Origin of the sequence: Aeromonas sp. V90_14, assembly GCF_029967615.1 — a bacterium.
GTDB lineage: Bacteria > Pseudomonadota > Gammaproteobacteria > Enterobacterales > Aeromonadaceae > Aeromonas > Aeromonas hydrophila.
The window spans coordinates 54940-72737 of sequence record NZ_JASCAS010000032.1 but is presented as its reverse complement, the minus strand read 5'-3'; the positions used below and the strand labels follow the sequence as shown (position 1 = coordinate 72737).

Here is a 17798-nt window from a genome sequence, read left to right as displayed (position 1 = left end):
TCAGCTGGGAGAGCACCTCCCTTACAAGGAGGGGGTCACTGGTTCGATCCCAGTAACGACCACCAGATTGAAAAAGCCCGCAGCAATGCGGGCTTTTTTTATGGCCGTTCGGCGTCAGGTTCTCAGTCGCTCGAGCTGGGTGGCCAGTGCCGTCGCAGCCTGCTCCAGCTGCTCGCTCAGATGATGGCTGGCGTTGGCCTCCTGCCCCAGGGTGGTGGCGGCGTCGCCGATCCGCATCAGATTCTGGTTGATGGTGTCGCTGACGGCGCTCTGCTGCTCGGCCGCCGTGGCCACCTGGCTGATGTGATCGTGGATCTGCTGGATCTGGGTGACCACCTGATTGAGGGCCTCAAAGGCCTGCTCCGTCCCTTCCACCGTGCTGGCCGAGCGAGTGATGCCGGTACTCATCAACTGCTGGCTGCTGTTGACCTCGGTCTGCAGGCTGCCAATGAGCTGACCTATCTCGTCGGTGGACTCCCGGGTCTTGTTGGCCAGCGCCCGTACTTCGTCCGCCACCACGGCAAAGCCGCGCCCCATGTCGCCCGCCCGCGCCGCCTCGATGGCCGCATTGAGCGCCAGCAGGTTGGTCTGCTCGGCAATGGCTCTGATCACGTCGAGAATGCGGCTGATGTTGGTACTGCGCTGGGCCACCTGGGCGACGGCCTTGTCGGCGAGGTGCATGTCTTCAACCAGAGTGTGGATCTCGGTGCGGGCCCGGCTCAGGGTCTGCTGGGCCGTGCTGATGTGATGGGTGGCCGTCTCCGATTCCTGGGCTGCCTGCTCGGCATAGCCTGCCACGCTGACCGCCGTGGTGCTCATCTGATGCATGGCACTGACTACGCTCTCCAGCTCCAGGCTCTGCTCGTCCAGGCTGCTGCGCATGGTGTCGGCCGTCTGCTTCATGCCCTGGGCCTGCTGGTGCACCTGCTGGCCGATCTGCTTGCTGCCCTGCACCATGCCGCGCAACTTGCCGAGGAAGGCGTTGAGGTGGCCGCCCAGCTCGATCAGCTCCTGGTGGGTGTCTATCCTCATCTGCTGGGTCAGGTCCCCCTCGTTGCTGGAGAGGTGGGATACATGGCGACTGATGAGGGAGAGGGGGGCCGTGATGGTCTGGATGAACCAGATCAGCAGCGCCAGCGCCAGCAGGGTGATGACGACGATGGCAATCAGCTGTTGCTGCTGGGTGGCCTGCAGCAAGTCGCCAAGCTGGTTGCTGATGGTGTTGGCCTGGCTGAGTGCCAGCGCCTTGGGCACCTTGAGCATCAGCCACCACTGGGTGTCGGCGGCGTCGATCCTGACCGGTTGTTGCAGGATGAAGTCGGTCTCTGTGTCCTGCTCCTGACCGGTGGGGGCGGTGAGGCCGGCTTCCGTCAGCGGCCGCCCCAGCTTGTCGGCGTGACGGTTGCTGCCGACGATGAGGCCTATCTTGCTGACCAGGGTGACCTCGGCCTGGTTGTTATACAGGCTCTTGCCGAGGTTCTCGGCCAGTTGCTGGAAGATGGGCAGGTTCATGTCGACGCCGGTGATGCCGGCAAACTTGCCGGCTTTCAGAACGGGCACCGTCAGGCTGGTCATCAGCATCTTGTTGCCGGGACTTATCTCGTAGAGGTAGGGCTCCATCAGACAGGGGCGCAGGGTGTCGCGGCCGCACAGGTACCATTCGCTGTTGCGGATGCCGAACTCGTTGACCGAGGTGTCGTATTTGGCGGCACTGGTGGCAGCATCCACCGGCTGCTGGCTGATCTGGCCGCCCTGGTCGCGGGTGAAATAAATCTCCAGGCTGCCCTTGCCGACGACGGAGTGGGAGGCGCCGGCCTGCCAGCTGGCATCCTGGCCGTCGTACCCGTCGGGTTCAAACTGGGCATAGATGGAGCTGATACCGCCCGCTTGCTGCAGTCGGCTGTGAAGCAGCGTCTCGACCTGGGGGCGGCTCAGCAGCCTGTCCGGCTGCGCCATGCTGCCCTCCAGCTGGGCCGCCATGCCCAGCGGCACCTGATAGGACTGCTGCAACAGGTCGGCGATCTGCACCGCATAGCGTTCGGCCTGGAACTGCAGGGTACGGGAGACTTCCTGCTCCAGCGCCTGCCGGGTCTGGCTGACGATGTTGCTGCGCAGGGTGTTCAGCGAGGAGGACTGCATCAGGGTCATGGCGAGGCCGCTGGCGAGAAACAGCCCCATGGTGAGCAATAGCAGCTTGGTTTTGAGGGAACGTTGTTTCATTCGACAACTCCTTTGGCAAGAATGACAACGAATTACTTGAGTATATTCGGACACTTGCGCAGCACCGGATTTGTTGATGGGTTTGTGCGCGGCTTCTGGTTATAATTTTTGCCTTTCCAAGCGTTGATGGAACAGTCGCAATGAGCAATGCACTGAACAATGTCCCGCCGGTAGTCGAGATGGACTATCCGTTTCCGGCCAAGCCCCTTCCCCTGAGCGCCGAGCAAAAGACGACCCTGATCGCAGACATCAAGGCACTGCTCAAGGAGCGCAAGGCGGTGCTGGTCGCCCACTACTACACGGATCCCGAGATCCAGGCGCTGGCGGAGGAGACCGGTGGTTTCGTCGGCGACTCCCTCGAGATGGCCCGCTTTGGCCGTGATCACGAGGCGCAGACCCTGATCGTCGCCGGGGTGCGCTTCATGGGAGAGACCTCCAAGATCCTGAGCCCCCACAAGCGAGTCCTGATGCCGACGCTGGAGGCCGAGTGCTCGCTTGATCTGGGTTGCCCCATCGAGCAGTTCTCCGCCTTCTGCGACGCCCATCCTGACCATATCGTGGTGGTCTACGCCAACACCTCGGCGGCGGTCAAGGCGCGGGCGGACTGGGTGGTCACCTCCAGCATCGCGCTGGAGATCGTCGAACATCTGGACAGCCAGGGTCACAAGATCATCTGGGGCCCGGACCGTCATCTCGGTGCCTACATCGAGAAGAAGACTGGCGCCGAGATGTTGCGCTGGCAGGGCCACTGCATCGTCCACGACGAGTTCAAGGCCCGCGCCCTGCGTGAGCTGAAGGAGCAGAATCCGGATGCCGCCGTGCTGGTCCACCCGGAGTCCCCTGCCTCGGTGATCGAGCTGGCCGATGCGGTGGGCTCTACCAGCCAGCTGATCAAGGCGGCCAAGGAGCTGCCCCAGCAGAAGCTGATCGTGGCGACCGATCGCGGCATCTTCTACAAGATGCAGCAGGCCTGCCCGGAGAAAGAGATGGTGGAGGCGCCGACCGGTGGCGATGGGGCGACCTGCCGCAGTTGCGCCCACTGCCCCTGGATGGCGATGAACGGCCTGGTGGCCATCAAGGAGGCCCTCACCGATGGCGCCGAGCGCCATGAGATCCTGGTGGACGAGGATCTGCGGGTGAAGGCCTTGATCCCGCTCGACCGCATGCTCAACTTCGCCGCCGAGCTCAGGCTCAAGACCCAGGGCAATGCCTGATCACCAAGATAAAGAGATGCAAAGAGGGCTCCCGTGGGAGCCCTCTTTATTTATCTGAACCTCATCCAGCTCAGATGATCACGGTGGAGAAGCTGTGCTCCTCATCCGGTGCAACGGTCACGCCTGCCTCGCTGGCGATGGCGGCTTCGACGCAGAGCATGGTGCGATAACCATCATCGCTCATGTCGGCCATGGCGCGGGCGCCTTCCAGCCAGGGGGTCCAGACCACCACGCTGTCGTGGTTGCCGCTGACTACCCGGGTCTCGCGTTCGCCATCCTGGATGCTGACGTGCGCCGCAGGCTGCCAATAGACCCGATCCAGCGGGCCGTTCAGGGTCAGAGGGCCCTGCTGCTGGCCATTCTGGCCGGTCAGTTTGTCGGCATAGGGCTCGCCAAGGCCGCTGACGCTCACTGACTCCGGTGAACTTATCTGCAGGTAGGTGTGCAGGGCGCCGCTGTAGACGAGCGGCGCTTTGCCGGTGTTGCGGGTGGTCAGCACCAGGGCCAGCTCCTTGCCGACCAGCACGTCCAGCTCCAGCTCGAAGGCATGAGGCCAGAGCTGGCGGGTTGCCTCGTTGTCACGCAGAGACAGGTGGACGAGCGTACCGTCACCGTGATCGGAGACACCGTCCAGCGTCCACAGGCTGGTGCGGGCAAAGCCGTGGGAGGGCTTGCCGCTGCCGACGCGGGCAGGAGCCGGGCCGAACCAGGGCCAGCAGAGGGGAATGCCGCCGCGGATGGGTTTGCTGCCATCCAGCACCGCCTTGTCGCTGAGCCAGATGGAGGCGGGTTCGTCGTGACGCTGGTAGCTGAGCACGTGGGCGCCAAACAGGCTGATTTCTGCCTTGGCGTAGCCGTTGTCGACGGTCAGCAGGGGTTGGCCAGCCGGGTGGTGGCTGAGGGTACAGTGGGCAGTCAGAGAGCGTGTCGGTTGCATGAGGACTCCTGTGCTCGCGCACATTCAGAAGAGAGGGTTGGAAAAATCCCGGTCCAGAATACAAAAAGGCGGCCCATGGCCGCCTTTTTCAAGCTACTTGATTGCGTATCCCAAATTACTTGGAGATGTGAGCGATCAGGTCCAGAACTTTGCTGGAGTAGCCCATTTCGTTGTCGTACCAGGATACAACTTTAACGAATTTGTCGTTCAGCTGGATACCAGCCTTGGCGTCGAATACGGAGGTCTGACGCTCACCCAGGAAGTCGGTAGAAACCACTTCGTCTTCGGTGTAGCCCAGAACGCCCTTCATGGCGCCTTCGGAAGCAGCTTTCATCGCTTCGCAGATTTCTGCGTAGGTGGCAGCTTTCTTCAGGTTGACGGTCAGGTCAACAACAGACACGTCCGGAGTCGGAACGCGGAAAGCCATACCGGTCAGCAGGCCTTTCAGTTCCGGGATAACCACGCCAACAGCCTTGGCAGCACCGGTAGAGGACGGGATGATGTTCTGAGCCGCACCGCGGCCACCGCGCCAGTCTTTGGCGGACGGACCATCAACGGTCTTCTGGGTAGCAGTGGTAGCGTGAACGGTGGTCATCAGGCCGGATTCGATACCGAAGGTATCGTTCAGAACCTTGGCGATCGGAGCCAGGCAGTTGGTGGTGCAGGAAGCGTTGGAAACGATGTCCTGGCCAGCATAGGTAGCGTCGTTAACGCCCATTACGAACATCGGGGTAGCGTCTTTGGACGGACCGGTCAGAACGACTTTCTTGGCGCCGGCAGCGATGTGCTTGCGAGCAGTCTCGTCGGTCAGGAACAGACCGGTAGCTTCGGCAACAACGTCAACACCGATTTCGCCCCATTTCAGGTTGGCCGGGTCACGCTCAGCGGTAACACGTACGGTTTTGCCGTTGACAACCAGGTTGCCGTCTTTGACTTCAACGGTGCCCTTGAAGCGGCCGTGAGTGGAGTCGTACTTCAGCATGTAGGCCATGTAGTCAACGTCGATCAGATCGTTGATACCAACCACTTCGATGTCAGAACGCTCAGCGGCCAGACGGAAGACGAAACGGCCGATGCGGCCAAAACCGTTAATACCTACTTTGATAGTCATAATTGGTTACCTAACTGTTCAGTAGTCAAAGAAAATTCCGTTTGTAAATTTACTAGAACTCCCCCGTGAGTCAACCAACAATCTGTCTGAAATTGCGCTATATCATGAAAAACTGTGAAATTTATTTTCTGTTTATGTAACTGACTACCAGCTTTTGTCGAAATAACTATCTATCTCCTGGCGGTGCGGTTATCAACAATAGTGCCTGCTCGGTCACACAACCAGCCAGGCAGATGTGTAAAAATGTGCGCGGTTTAGCATGGCCCATAGAGCCACTGTTCAAGTACCACCCATAAAAATTAATCAAAATAGTATAGATAGAATCCACAGCGGGAATTCTCAAACTATGACCACCCTGATTGAACAGCTGGCTGCCGCCAAAGGTATCGCCAGCGAGTATGTTGATGCCTGGGGCCACCCGGCTCAGGTATCCGAAGAGAGCAAGGCCGCCATGCTGGGCGCCATGGGTTACCGCGTCGATGACGAGGCCGCCCTGACCGAGCAGCTTGAGCAGGAGCACCGCCAGCACTGGCTGCGTGCGCTGGATCCCGTGATGGTGGTCCGCAGCGGCGAGCCCATTACCCTCGAAGTTCGTCTGCCCATCGAATTCGTCAACGACGCCCTCAGCTGGCAGCTCAAGCTGGAACAGGGCGGCTTGTTGTCCGGTCAGCTCACCCCCATCGACGGCGAGCTGGTCGGCGTGGCCGAATTCGAAGAGATGGAGTGCCAGGCCTATCGCGTGGCCCTGGCTGTGCAGCCCGAGCTGGGTTATCACGATCTGATCCTGCTGGAGGAGGGCAACGACGAGCCGCTCGCCAGCATGCGCCTCATCGTCGCGCCCAAGGCGTGCTACAAGCAGCCTCCCATCGCCAATGGCCGCAAGGTGTGGGGCCCGAGTGTGCAGCTCTACTGCCTGCGCAGCCGCCACAACTGGGGCATCGGCGATTTCAGCGATCTGGGCCAGCTGGTCGAGAAGATGGCCGCCTGGGGCGCTCACTTCGTCGGTCTCAACCCGATTCATGCCCTCTATCCGGCCAACCCGGAGAGCGCCAGCCCTTACAGTCCCTCGTCCCGGCGTTGGCTCAACGTGGCCTACATCGATGTGGAAGCGGTGCCCGAATTTCTGGCCAATGCCCGGCTCAAGGCCGAGGTGGCGAACCCCGCCTTCCAGCAGCATCTGAGTGAGCTGCGTGCCAAGGGCAACGTGGATTACACCGGCGTCGTCGAGACCAAACTCGGCATGCTGCGTCAGGTGTTTGACCAGGCCAGCCTGAGCGCCGAGCGTCAGGCCGCCTTTGATGCCTTCGTTGCCGCCGGTGGCGACAGCCTGCAGCAACAGGCCGCCTTCGATGCCCTGCAAGCCCACTTCTATGCCAAAGGCGAGAATGCCTGGGGTTGGCCGGTGTGGCCGGAGCCGTTCCGTGACTACCACAATCTCGAAGTGGCAGCCTGGATGGCCGAGCACAGCCAGGATGTGAATTTTTACCTCTATCTGCAGTTCCTGGCCGATGAGCAGCTGGCCCGTGCCGACGCCCGTGCCAAGGCGGCCGGCATGGTGATGGGGATCTACCGCGATCTGGCGGTGGGCGTCTCCGAAGGCTCCACCGAGATCTGGGCCAACCGGGATCTCTACTGCCCGAAAGCCTCGGTCGGTGCGCCGCCCGATATTCTGGGTCCGCTTGGCCAGAACTGGGGCCTGCCCCCCATGAACCCGAACCAGCTGTTCGAGGCGGCCTACCAGCCGATGGTGGATCTGTTCCGTGCCAACATGCGCTCCTGCGGCGCGCTGCGCATCGACCACGTGATGGCCTTGCTACGGCTGTGGTGGGTGCCGCCCGGAGAGTCGGCCGCCAAGGGCGCCTACATCTATTACCCGGTCAACGATCTGCTCGGCATCCTGGCCCTCGAGTCCCACCGCAATCAGTGTCTGCTGATCGGCGAGGATCTCGGTACCGTGCCGGAGGGGATCGACGTGACCCTGAAAGAGAACGGCGTCCACTCCTACAAGGTGTTCTTCTTCGAGCGCTCCAAGGCCGATGGCGGCTTCATCTCTCCGGCTCACTATGCCGAGCAGGCGATGTCGGCGCTGACCACCCACGACATGCCGACCCTCAAGGGTTTCTGGCATTGCGACGATCTGGCGCTGGGGCGCGAGCTGGGCTTGTATCCGGATGAAGACGTACTCAAGACCCTGTATGCTGATCGCCACCAGGCCAAACAGCGGATCCTCGACAGCCTGCACGGCCACGGGGTGATCTCCGGCAACATCAGCCACGACGTGAACTGGGTCGGCATGAACACCGAGCTCAACCACGGTCTGCAACTGCACATGTCTCGCGGCAGCTGCGCCCTGTTCAGCACCCAGCTGGAGGATTGGCTGGAGATGGACAAGCCGGTCAACGTACCGGGCACCAGTTACGAGTACCCGAACTGGCGCCGCAAGCTGTCTACCGATCTGGAGGATATTTTTGCCAATGAGGCGCTCAAGGCGCTGGCAGGCAAGATGAGCCAGGCCCGTGACGAGGCCAGTCGTTGAGCCACTGCCGACAAAACGTGACTCACTTACATCCGCTTCGGCCCAGGCCGGAGCGGATGCTCAGCTATGAAAGGAAATCTCGATGCTCGTTGAACGTTTGGTTGCAGCCCGCTGTTCCGATCCCTTCTCCCACTTAGGCCTGCAGGCCAATCCGGATGGGCCCGGCCTCAAGCTGACCGTCTGGTTACCCGATGCCCAGGCCGTACGGGTCAGGGATCTCAAGTCGGGCAAGATTGTTGCCACCCTGGCGCCCACCGATGATTCGGGCCTCTTTGAAACTGTTTTCACCCGCCGTAAAAATCCCTTCCCCTACCAGTTGCTTGCCGACTACCCAGATGCCACCGTCGAGGTCATCGATCCCTACCAGTTCCAGGATGCGGGCTGGGCCGGGTTGGCGGAACTCACCTACCAGCCGGAAAACCTCTACCACACGCTCGGTGCCCAGCTGCGCACCGTGGAGCACCTGGATCAGCAAGTGGAGGGGGTGCGTTTTGCGGTCTATGCGCCGAGCGCCACCGCGGTGAGCCTGATCGGCGATTTCAACTTCTGGGATGGCCGCCGCCACCCGATGCAGCGCAGCCAGTGCGGTCACTGGGTGCTGTTCGTGCCGGGCCTCAAGGCCGGGGATCGCTACAAGTTTGAACTGAAAGACCCGGCGGGCAACCGGCTGCCGCACAAGAGCGACCCGGTCGGTTTCTACTGCGAGCAGTACCCCTCGTTCGCCTCCGTGGTTTATGACCACGACCAGTACCAGTGGCAGGATGCCGCCTGGCGCGAGAGCCAGCTCAACGACAAGCGCGAGCAGCCGCTCTCCATCTACGAGCTGCACGTCGGCTCCTGGAAACGTCACCCCAACGGCGACAGCCTGAGCTGGCGCGAACTGGCGGTGGAACTGGTGGATTACGTCAAGGGGATGGAGTACACCCACATCGAGCTGCTGCCGGTCTCCGAACACCCGTTCAGCGGCTCCTGGGGCTACCAGCCGGTGGGCATGTTCTCGCCCACCAGCCGCTACGGCACGGCTGATGATTTCAAATACTTCGTCGACCAGTGCCACCAGGCCGGCATCGGCGTCATCCTTGACTGGGTGCCCGCCCACTTCCCGTCCGATGCCCACGGTCTGGCCCGCTTCGACGGCACTCCGCTCTACGAGTACGAGGATCCGCGCCGCGGCTGGCACCCTGACTGGAACTCCTACATCTACGACTTCGGTCGCAATACGGTGCGCCAGTTCCTGGTGGCCAGCGCCCTGTTCTGGCTCGACAAGTTCCACGTCGACGGCCTGCGGGTGGATGCGGTCGCCTCCATGCTCTATCTGGACTATTCGCGCAACGCCGGCGAGTGGGTGCCCAACGTCGATGGCGGCAACCACAACTACGAGGCGATCAGTCTGCTCAAGTGGACCAACGAGGAGGTGTACGGCAAGTACCCCCACGCCATGACCATCGCCGAGGAGTCCACCGCCTTTGCCGGGGTCTCCCGTCCCACCTTCCTGGGGGGCCTGGGTTTTGGCTTCAAGTGGAATATGGGCTGGATGCACGACACCCTCACCTACATGCAGAAAGAGCCCATTCACCGTCGCTACCACCACAACGACATGACCTTCTCCATGGTGTATCACTATGACGAGAACTTCATTCTGTCGCTCTCCCACGACGAGGTGGTGCACGGCAAGCACTCCATGCTCTACAAGATGCCGGGGGACGAGTGGCAGCAGGCGGCCAACCTGCGCGCCTACATGGGCTTCATGTATGCCCATCCCGGCAAGAAGCTCAACTTCATGGGCACCGAGATCGCCCAGAGCAACGAGTGGAATCACGATGCCCAGCTGCCCTGGCACCTGCTGCAGTATCCCAAGCACGGTGGCCAGCAGCGGCTGATCCACGATCTCAACCATCTCTACCGTCATGAACCTGCCTTGTATCAGGCGGATTATGAGCCAAACGGCTTCCGCTGGCTGGATCACAACGACGCCGACAACAGCATCTTTGCCTGGCTGCGGGCCGACAAGCAGGGGGCCAACCCGCTGGTGGTGGCCTGCAACTTCACGCCGGTGCCGCGGCTTGCCTATCGGCTCGGGGTGCCGGCGGCCGGTCACTACCGGGTGGTGCTCAACACCGACAGCGAGCATTACTGGGGCAGCAACTATGATGTGGGTCTGGTCTTTGTCGCCGAGCCGACCCCCTGGCAGGGGATGGCGTACAGCATAGTGCTGGATCTGCCGCCGCTCGCGACCTTGTTCATCAAACAGGAGTCTTGATGTTCGCAATGGAAAAGGGGCAGGACCATCCGCTGGGGGCCCTGCTCGACGAGACGGGTTGTCACTTCTGCGTCTGGGCGCCGCAATCGGACAAGGTGGAGCTCTGCCTGTTCGACGAGCAGGAGCGGGAGCTGGCTCGCCTTGAGCTGCCCGGCCGGCGCGGCCAGTACCGCTTCGGCCATGTGCGCGGCGTCAAGGCCGGTCAGCGCTACGGCTACCGGGTGCACGGCATCTCCCAGGAGGGGATGCTGTTCGACCCGGACAAGCTGCTGATCGACCCCTATGCCAAGGCGCTCAGTCGCCCGACCCACTGGGATGATGCCCTCTATCAGGGTGACAGTGCGGCCATGGTGGCCAAATCCGTGGTGGTGGACGATGCCTTCGACTGGCAGGGAGTGGGCAAGCCCGCCATCGAGCCGGCCCGCACCGTCATCTATGAAACCCACGTCAAGGGCTTCACCCGTCAGCATCAGGGGGTGCCGAGCGAGCTGCGCGGCACCTATCTGGGCATCTGCCACCCGCTCATCATCGAACACTTGAAGTCCCTCGGCATCACCTCGGTGCAGTTGATGCCGGTGGCGGCCTTCATGTCCGAGCCCAGACTCGAGCAGCTGGGGCTGACCAACTACTGGGGCTACAACCCCATCGCCTTCTTCGCCCCCGAGCCGCGCTATGCGGCGCAAGAGGCGGTGACCGAGTTCAAGACCATGGTGCGCGAGCTGCACAAGGCCGGGCTCGAGGTGATCCTGGATGTGGTCTATAACCACACCGCGGAGTCGGGCTTCGACGGCCCCATGCTCTCCTTCAAAGGCTTTGACAACGCCGGTTACTACGCCTTCGAGGCGGGGGCTCACGGCCCCGATTACACTCGCCACGCCAACGTCACCGGCTGCGGCAACAGCGTCAATCTGGATCACCCCAACAGTCTGCGGCTGGTGCTCGACGCCCTGCGCTACTGGGTCACCGAGATGCAGGTGGATGGCTTTCGTTTCGATCTGGCGGTCACCCTGGCGCGCGAAGCGGGCGAGTTCGACCCCATGGGGGCCTTCTTCAAGGCCATGATGGCAGACCCCGTGCTGGCGCGGGTCAAGCTCATCGCCGAGCCCTGGGATATCGGCCCGTTCGGCTATCGGCTCGGCCAGTTCCCGAGCCAGTGGCTGGAAATCAACGACCGCTACCGCGACACGGTGCGCGCCTTCTGGCGCGGCGATGCGGGCAAGATGGGGGACTTTGCCACCCGGCTGGTGGGCTCGCGGGATCTGTTCCCGAAGAACTGGCGCTCCCCCCATACCAGCGTCAACTACCTCTGCTATCACGACGGCTTCACCCTGGAGGATCTGGTCTCCTACAACCAGCGCCACAACCAGGCCAACGGCGAGGACAACCGGGACGGCCATGGCAACAACCTCTCCAACAACCATGGCGTCGAGGGGCCGACCCTGGATCCGCGGGTCAACAACCTGCGCCAGCAGCAGAAGCGCAACCTGATCGCCACCCTGCTGCTGTCGCAAGGCACCCCGCACTTCCTCGCCGGTGACGAGATGGGCCGCAGCCAGCTCGGCAACAACAACGCCTACTGCCAGGACAACCAGATCAGCTGGGTCAACTGGCAGTGGCGGCCGGAGGATGAGCGGCTGCTCGCCTTCACCCAGCAGATGCTGGCGCTGCGGGCGGAGTCCACCGTCTTCTCCAACCTGCAGTTGAGCGATGACAGCTGGAACGGCGCCCCCAGCAGCTGCCATCAGGTCAACTGGTATCACCCGGACGGCCATCAGCTCACCGATCAGGACTGGCACGCCCCCATGGGGCAGGCGTTCGCCATGGACATCGGCATGATCGACTGCGGCGGTGAGCGCTGGTACGTGCTGTTCAACGCCAGCGACTACGACATCCAGTTCCGTCTGCCGCCGCCGGGTGAGGGGCTGGAGTGGATCCAGACCATCGACACCGCCACCAACGACGGGCTGCCGTTCCTGCCCGATGACATCAAGCGGCAGGTGGCGGTGGGCCGGGCCCACTCCCTCAAGCTGCTGGAGCGGGTCGCCCTGAGTGCGGTGGCGCTGGCCGAGGAGGGGGTGGTCGCCACCCCGGATGTTGCCGTCGTGTTGCCAAGCGGATCACAGTTCCCGCTGGCGGGGTAGAGCGCGGCGCCCTGACTGGGTATGCTGGGCAGCGATATTCACGGCAAGGAGTCAGTATGAGCGGCAACACCCCCAACCCCGAGCAGTGGCGCCGGCAGTTGAGCGCCGAGCAGTATCACGTCTGCTGGGAGAAGGGCACGGAGCGTCCCTACAGCGGCGCCCTGCTCCACAACCGCAAGAGTGGCGACTACCTGTGCGTCTGCTGCAAGCAGGTGCTGTTCCACTCGGATGCCAAGTTTGACTCGGGCTGCGGCTGGCCCTCGTTCGATCGGGCCATCGAGGGGACCGTGACCTACACCGAGGATGGCAGCCACGGCATGAAGCGGGTGGAGATCACCTGCAGCCAGTGCGGCTCCCACCTCGGCCACGTCTTCCCGGACGGGCCGACCGAAACCGGTCAGCGCTACTGCGTCAACAGCCTGAGTCTGGATTTCGATCCCGAGTCCTGAGTCTGGCGCCCGGCATGCATGCAAAAACGGCCCCCTGCCTCGGCAGGGGGCCGTTTCTTTGTGGCCGCAGCCTGGGCCTATCAGGCCAGCAGCAGGGTGGCGACCACCAGCAGGGTGGCCAGCGCCAGAATGGGCAGCTTGAGTCCCCGCAGCAGGTAGAAGCCGATGGCGGCCAGTGCCAGGTCGGTGGGGGCCAGCACGGCGCTCTGCCAGACCGGCTGATAGAGCGCCGCCAGCAGTAGACCCACCACGGCGGCGTTGATGCCGGCCACGGCGCCGGCGAGGCGAGGGCGGGCCAGCCAGCTCTGCCAGCAGGGGCCCATGGCCCACAGCAGCAAAAAGCCGGGCAGAAACAGCGCCAGGGTCGCCAGCAGGGCGCCGCCCACTGGGGTGGCCGGCAGCAACTGGGCGCCGAGATAGGTCGCCAGGGTAAACATGGGGCCCGGCACCAGCTGGGCCAGACTGTAACCGGTCAGGAACTGCTGCTGGCTGAGGGTGTGGCCCACGCTCTCCGCCAGCAGGGGCAGCACCACGTGACCGCCGCCAAACACCAGGCTGCCAGCCCGGTAGAAGTCGGCGATCAGCTGGCCGACGGGGCCCCCCAGCAGTGGCAGGCCGACAAACAGCAGGGCAAACAGCAGCAGGGTGGGCCAGTGGGGTTGATGCACAGGCATGGACTGAGCGGGTGAGGGCTGTGGGTCCGTAGTTTGCGGCGTGCCGACGCGGGCACAGAGCAGGGCGGCGCCCGCCAGCATGACGAGCTGGGTGAGCAGGCCGGGCTGCCACCAGAGGGCGGCCGCGGTGGCGACCATGATCCCCTGATTGCGCGTCGTCTTGCAGAACTGGCGGCTCATGGTGAGCACCGCATCGGCGACCACCACCAGCGCCAGCAGCTTGAGGCCGTGCAGGGCGGCATAGAGCCAGACATTGTTGCCGAGCTGGCCCAGACCGATGGCGGCGGCCAGCAACAGCAGAAAGGAGGGGAGGGTGAAACCGGCGAAGGCGGCCAGTGCCCCAGCGAGCCCGGCTCGCTGGCGGCCGATGGCAAAGCCGAGCTGGCTGGAGGCGGGGCCCGGCAGCAGCTGGCAGAGGGCCAGCGACTGGGCGAATTCGGCCTGGGTCAGCCAGCCCAGCCGCTCGACGAAGGTGCGCTGGAAGTAGCCGATATGGGCGGCGGGTCCGCCGAAGCTGACACAGCCCAACCATAAAAACTGAATAAACACCTGCCCCACGTCCTCACTCCCTCGTTGTCATCATCGACCCCGATGATATGACAAAGCGGTGACTTTTTTATGACAAATCAGGGGGCTGCTAGCAGGTAGCCGCACCTTGTCAGCCGCAGGTCACTCCATCGGCTGGCCTGGTTGTGGCAGATAGCAACGGCCAGCAAGCCAGCAGGCGATGGCTTATGGGACCGGCTGGCTCGAGGTCGGCAGGTAGCAACGATTCGCCAGCCAGCAGGCGATGGCTTATGGGGCCGGCTGGCTCGAGGTCGGCAGGTAGCAACGATTCGCCAGCCAGCAGGCGATGGACTGGCGGCTGGCATCGAAGTGGGGCTCCGGCAGATTGCGCGGGTCGCACCAGACCCAACCTTCGCACTTCTCCGGCTCCAGCAGCTGGGGCTCTCCCTCTACCTCGGCCAGCAGGGTGACCGAAACATAGTGCAGGCCGCTCTCACGCCAGGTCTCCAGGTTGTTGGTGACGGCGATGACGCTGGGGTTGCTGATCTGAAAACCGGTCTCCTCGGCCACCTCCCGGATCGCTGCCGATTCGAACGTCTCTCCCAGCTCCAGATGACCGCCGGCGATGGACCAGTAGGGGGCGTGGCTGCCCTTGCGTTTGCCAAGCAGCACCTGGCCCTGGCGGTTGGTGAGGATTACGCCGACACCGACGCGGGGATAGGGGGTAGACATAAGAAGGGCTCCTTGCTGGGATGACGCGAGACAAGCAGGGAACCCATGAGCGGCTCCTTGCACAAACTGCGAATTGCACCATAAAAAACGGGCCCACCTTAGGGCGGATGGGCCCGTCATGCAAGCAGTCTGCGGTGTCAGGTGCCAGTGCTGCGGATCACGCCAGCTTGACCAGCATCTTGCCGGTGTTGCGCCCCTCGAACAGCCCGATGAAGGCCTGCGGCATGCTGGCGAGCCCCTGATAGACGGTCTCTTCGGTCTGCAGGGCGCCCGCCTCGAGGGCCGGTATGGCCTCGGCCAGGAACTCCCCGTAGTGCTGCCAGTGATCGGAAACCAGCAGCCCCTGCATCAGGATGCGCTTGCGGATCACCTGGGAGAGGTTGCGCGGGCCGCTCGCCTCGCTCTGGCCGTTGTACTGCTCGATGAGGCCGCACATCACGATGCGACCGTGTACCACCATGTGGTTGAGGGCAGCGTCCAGCATGGCCCCCCCCACGTTCTCGAAGTAGACGTGGATCCCCTCCGGCGCCAGCCGGGCCAGCTCGGCATCGAGGTCCGGGGTTGCCCGGTAGTTGATCACCTCGTCGGCCCCCAGGCTCTTGAGGTAGGCCACCTTGTCGGCCGACCCGGTGGAGCCGATGACACGGGCCCCCGCCCGTTTGGCGAGCTGGACTGCCATGGTGCCGACGGCGCCGGAGGCGGCCGACACCAGCACGGTTTCCCCGGCCTGCAGTTTGGCGATGCGGTTGAGCCCGGTCCAGGCGGTCATGCCCGGCATGCCGAGGGCGCCGAGAAAGAGCTGGGGTGGCAAGCGGGTGTCGGGCAGTCTGGTCAGCTGGGCGCCATTGGCGACGAAGCGATCGCGCCAGCCCTGCATGCTGCTTACCCGGTCGCCCACCGCGAAGTCCGGGTGACGGGAGGCTTCCACCACGCCGATGGCGCCGCCATCGAGGGGGCCGTTGAGGGGGAAGGGGGGCACATAGCTCTTGGCTTCGCTCATGCGACCGCGCATGTAGGGGTCCACCGACAGCCACTGGTTGGCGACCTGCACCTCTCCTTCTTGCAGATCGGGCAGGGTCACTTCGGTCAGGGTGAAATCGGCCAGACTGGGCAGGCCGACCGGGCGACGCAGCAGCTGGATCTGATGGCTGGACTGATTCATGGTTTTTTCTCCAGGGTGAGAGGGGTTGGCAACCTGCGAGTCGCCAGCATGGCTATTTCCAAGGGATTGAGGTTGAACGGGTTCACGCCGTTTCATCCAGCGGGGCGCCGTTGAGCAGCAGCCGGGTGACCACATTGCCCCGCATGGCGTTGGAGAAGGGGCAGGTTTGGTGGGCTAGCCGCACTATCTGCTCGGCCTGCGCCGCCTGTTCAGGTTGGGTCGCGGCGAGCGCTACGTCCAGCGTGATGGCGAAGTTGAAGCGGCCATCGTCCAGCGCCAGCAATTCGACCCCGGCGGTGACGGGAGCAGTGGAGAGGGGCGCGCCGAGTTTGTGGGCCACGTGGATCAGCGCATTGGAGAAGCAGGCGGCATAACCGGCGGCCAGCAGCTGTTCCGGGTTGTTGCCCTTGCCATTGCCGCCGAGGGCGGTCGGTAGGGCCAGTGCCAGCTGCAGGCTGTTGTCCTGGGTGTGAACTTCACAGTTGCGGCCGGCCTGGGCGATGGCTTGAGTGCGATAGAGCGTCTTCATGTCGGGGTCTCTGATTTTGTTTGTGTGCAAAATAAATCCAGACTAATCCCGAAAATACGGGCTGACAACTATTTTGTGTGCAAATTATTCGACCCCCGATTTTCCTGGGGTATACTGGCCCCAGTCGTCAGCGAGGTGCCCCATGAGTGAATTGAAAAAGCAGGTCTGTTTTGCCCTCTACAGCGCCTCCAACGCGGTGATGCGGGCCTATCGGCCGCTGCTGGACAAGCTGGATCTCACCTACACCCAGTATCTGGTGATGCTGTCGCTGTGGGCGCGGGACGAGGTCAGCCTCAAGGAGATCGGTCAGGAGACCGGGCTGGATGCGGGCACTCTGACCCCCATCGTCAAGCGGCTGGAGAGCAAGGGCTGGTTGACCCGCACAGTCTCCAGCGAGGATGAGCGGCAAAAATGCATCGGCCTGACCGAGGCGGGGCGTCAGCTGCAGCAGGAGGTGAGGGAATGCTGTCTGGCGGACAACTTGCGCAATCAGGTGGATCTGGCCGATGCTGAACTGGCCCAGCTCAAGCAGCTCTGCGATCGCATCTCGGCGCAACTGGGGCGCTGAGTGCGGCCCATCCATCCAGCCTGAGGATCCACCCATGAAACTCCTGTTGCCCCTGTTTGCCCTGTTGCTGACCGCCTGCAGTGCCAGTTCCCATGCCCCTTCGATGGCCATCGACGATGCCGATGCCTGGCAGGCTATCTGCAAGGACGGTACCCGGGTGCGGGCCGTGGTGGAGGAGGGGATCTGCGCGGATCATCGCGGTGTTGCCATGTGGACGAATAAGCCAAGAGCCGCACGGATGGCAGAGGAAGCCGCCAAATAGTGTGATCCAGGCGCCATAAAATGACACAACCGGCCGACTGGCCGGTTTTTTTCGCGATCCCGTCGGCACTTTGCCATCTTGTTCATGGTGCGCTCAGTTTTCTCTTCCCATACTGGCCCTACAGTTCCAAAAGAGGAGAGACGAGATGCAATCATCGTTGGTTGGGCTCTCCATTCTGTGGGGGCTGGCCAGTTTTGGTGTTCAGGGGGATTTCATCGAGAGCCGTGATTCCGTTGCGCCATCCTGGCAAGCCGAGTCCAGAGTGGAGATGGAAGGTTATCTGATCGAGTCGCTGGGTGAAGATCGCTGGCTGTTCGACAACGGCAGCGAGAGCCTGCTGGTCTCCCTGCCCCAGGGGCAGTGGGTGCCGACCGGCGAGCGGCTGCGGGTCAGCGGCGAGCCCCAGCAGGAGCAGGCCGGCTGGCTGTTGCAGGTACAGGATGTCAGCCAGGTAGCGGTCTGAGTACAGGTCGCTGACTGCAGATATAAAGAAGAG

The 17798-nt window shown here is 63.0% G+C and carries 15 protein-coding genes; 8 read left to right on the top strand and 7 right to left on the bottom strand.

Going from position 1 to position 17798, the window contains the following annotated elements; translation table 11 throughout:
* Positions 1–114 precede the first annotated feature (114 nt).
* Positions 115–2220, bottom strand: coding sequence for a methyl-accepting chemotaxis protein (locus tag QLG02_RS12260; RefSeq protein ID WP_282465284.1), 2106 nt, complete (start codon positions 2218–2220; stop codon positions 115–117).
* Positions 2221–2360: 140 nt separating this feature from the next.
* Here QLG02_RS12260 and nadA point away from each other — a divergent pair, with 140 nt between their 5' ends.
* The gene (gene nadA / locus QLG02_RS12255; protein ID WP_045789014.1) at positions 2361–3434 is read left to right on the top strand and encodes a quinolinate synthase NadA; all 1074 of its coding nucleotides are present in this window, start codon (positions 2361–2363) and stop codon (positions 3432–3434) included.
* 70 nt (positions 3435–3504) lie between these two features.
* On the opposite strand, the gene QLG02_RS12250 is transcribed toward nadA, so the two are convergent.
* Complete coding sequence (locus QLG02_RS12250; protein WP_045525443.1) at positions 3505–4371, bottom strand: D-hexose-6-phosphate mutarotase; 867 nt, start codon at positions 4369–4371, stop codon at positions 3505–3507.
* A gap of 115 nt (positions 4372–4486) precedes the next feature.
* Positions 4487–5482: a type I glyceraldehyde-3-phosphate dehydrogenase gene (gap, locus tag QLG02_RS12245; protein ID WP_011707358.1), complete on the bottom strand. Its 996-nt coding sequence runs from the start codon at positions 5480–5482 to the stop codon at positions 4487–4489.
* A 346-nt stretch (positions 5483–5828) separates the two neighbouring features.
* Here gap and malQ point away from each other — a divergent pair, with 346 nt between their 5' ends.
* The 4 genes from malQ to msrB all read left to right on the top strand — a co-directional run bounded on the left by malQ (position 5829) and on the right by msrB (position 12868).
* Positions 5829–8018 carry a 4-alpha-glucanotransferase gene (gene malQ, locus QLG02_RS12240; protein ID WP_282465283.1) on the top strand — a complete coding sequence of 730 codons (2190 nt, stop codon included), beginning with the start codon at positions 5829–5831 and terminating at the stop codon, positions 8016–8018.
* Positions 8019–8100: 82 nt separating this feature from the next.
* Complete coding sequence (glgB, locus tag QLG02_RS12235; RefSeq protein ID WP_282465282.1) at positions 8101–10278, top strand: 1,4-alpha-glucan branching protein GlgB; 2178 nt, start codon at positions 8101–8103, stop codon at positions 10276–10278.
* On the top strand, positions 10278–12419 hold the full coding sequence (glgX, locus tag QLG02_RS12230) for a glycogen debranching protein GlgX (protein WP_282465281.1): 2142 nt from the start codon (positions 10278–10280) through the stop codon (positions 12417–12419). The genes glgB and glgX overlap by 1 nt, the downstream gene beginning before the upstream one ends.
* 56 nt (positions 12420–12475) lie before the next feature.
* Positions 12476–12868 carry a peptide-methionine (R)-S-oxide reductase MsrB gene (gene msrB, locus QLG02_RS12225; RefSeq protein WP_011707354.1) on the top strand — a complete coding sequence of 131 codons (393 nt, stop codon included), beginning with the start codon at positions 12476–12478 and terminating at the stop codon, positions 12866–12868.
* Positions 12869–12948: 80 nt separating this feature from the next.
* Here the strand turns inward: msrB and chrA are convergent, their stop codons facing one another.
* The 4 genes from chrA to QLG02_RS12205 all read right to left on the bottom strand — a co-directional run bounded on the left by chrA (position 12949) and on the right by QLG02_RS12205 (position 16472).
* Entirely contained in the window at positions 12949–14100 is a 1152-nt protein-coding gene (gene chrA / locus QLG02_RS12220; protein WP_282465280.1) for a chromate efflux transporter, read from the bottom strand.
* Between the two features lie 237 nt (positions 14101–14337).
* Complete coding sequence (locus QLG02_RS12215) at positions 14338–14781, bottom strand: NUDIX hydrolase (protein ID WP_043127333.1); 444 nt, start codon at positions 14779–14781, stop codon at positions 14338–14340.
* Positions 14782–14938: 157 nt separating this feature from the next.
* Positions 14939–15943 (bottom strand): NADP-dependent oxidoreductase, encoded by a 1005-nt coding sequence (locus tag QLG02_RS12210; RefSeq protein WP_282465279.1) that lies wholly within the window; start codon positions 15941–15943, stop codon positions 14939–14941.
* Between the two features lie 82 nt (positions 15944–16025).
* The gene (locus QLG02_RS12205) at positions 16026–16472 is read right to left on the bottom strand and encodes an organic hydroperoxide resistance protein (protein WP_282465278.1); all 447 of its coding nucleotides are present in this window, start codon (positions 16470–16472) and stop codon (positions 16026–16028) included.
* Positions 16473–16614: 142 nt separating this feature from the next.
* Between QLG02_RS12205 and QLG02_RS12200 the strand changes: the two genes are divergently transcribed.
* The 3 genes from QLG02_RS12200 (at position 16615) to QLG02_RS12190 (ending at position 17765) form a co-directional block, all read left to right on the top strand.
* The gene (locus QLG02_RS12200) at positions 16615–17040 is read left to right on the top strand and encodes a MarR family transcriptional regulator (protein WP_016351946.1); all 426 of its coding nucleotides are present in this window, start codon (positions 16615–16617) and stop codon (positions 17038–17040) included.
* A 34-nt stretch (positions 17041–17074) separates the two neighbouring features.
* Positions 17075–17302, top strand: a complete 228-nt coding sequence (locus QLG02_RS12195) for a hypothetical protein (RefSeq protein WP_282465277.1) — start codon at positions 17075–17077, stop codon at positions 17300–17302.
* A gap of 145 nt (positions 17303–17447) precedes the next feature.
* Positions 17448–17765, top strand: a complete 318-nt coding sequence (locus QLG02_RS12190; protein WP_005304873.1) for a hypothetical protein — start codon at positions 17448–17450, stop codon at positions 17763–17765.
* Positions 17766–17798: the final 33 nt, after the last annotated feature.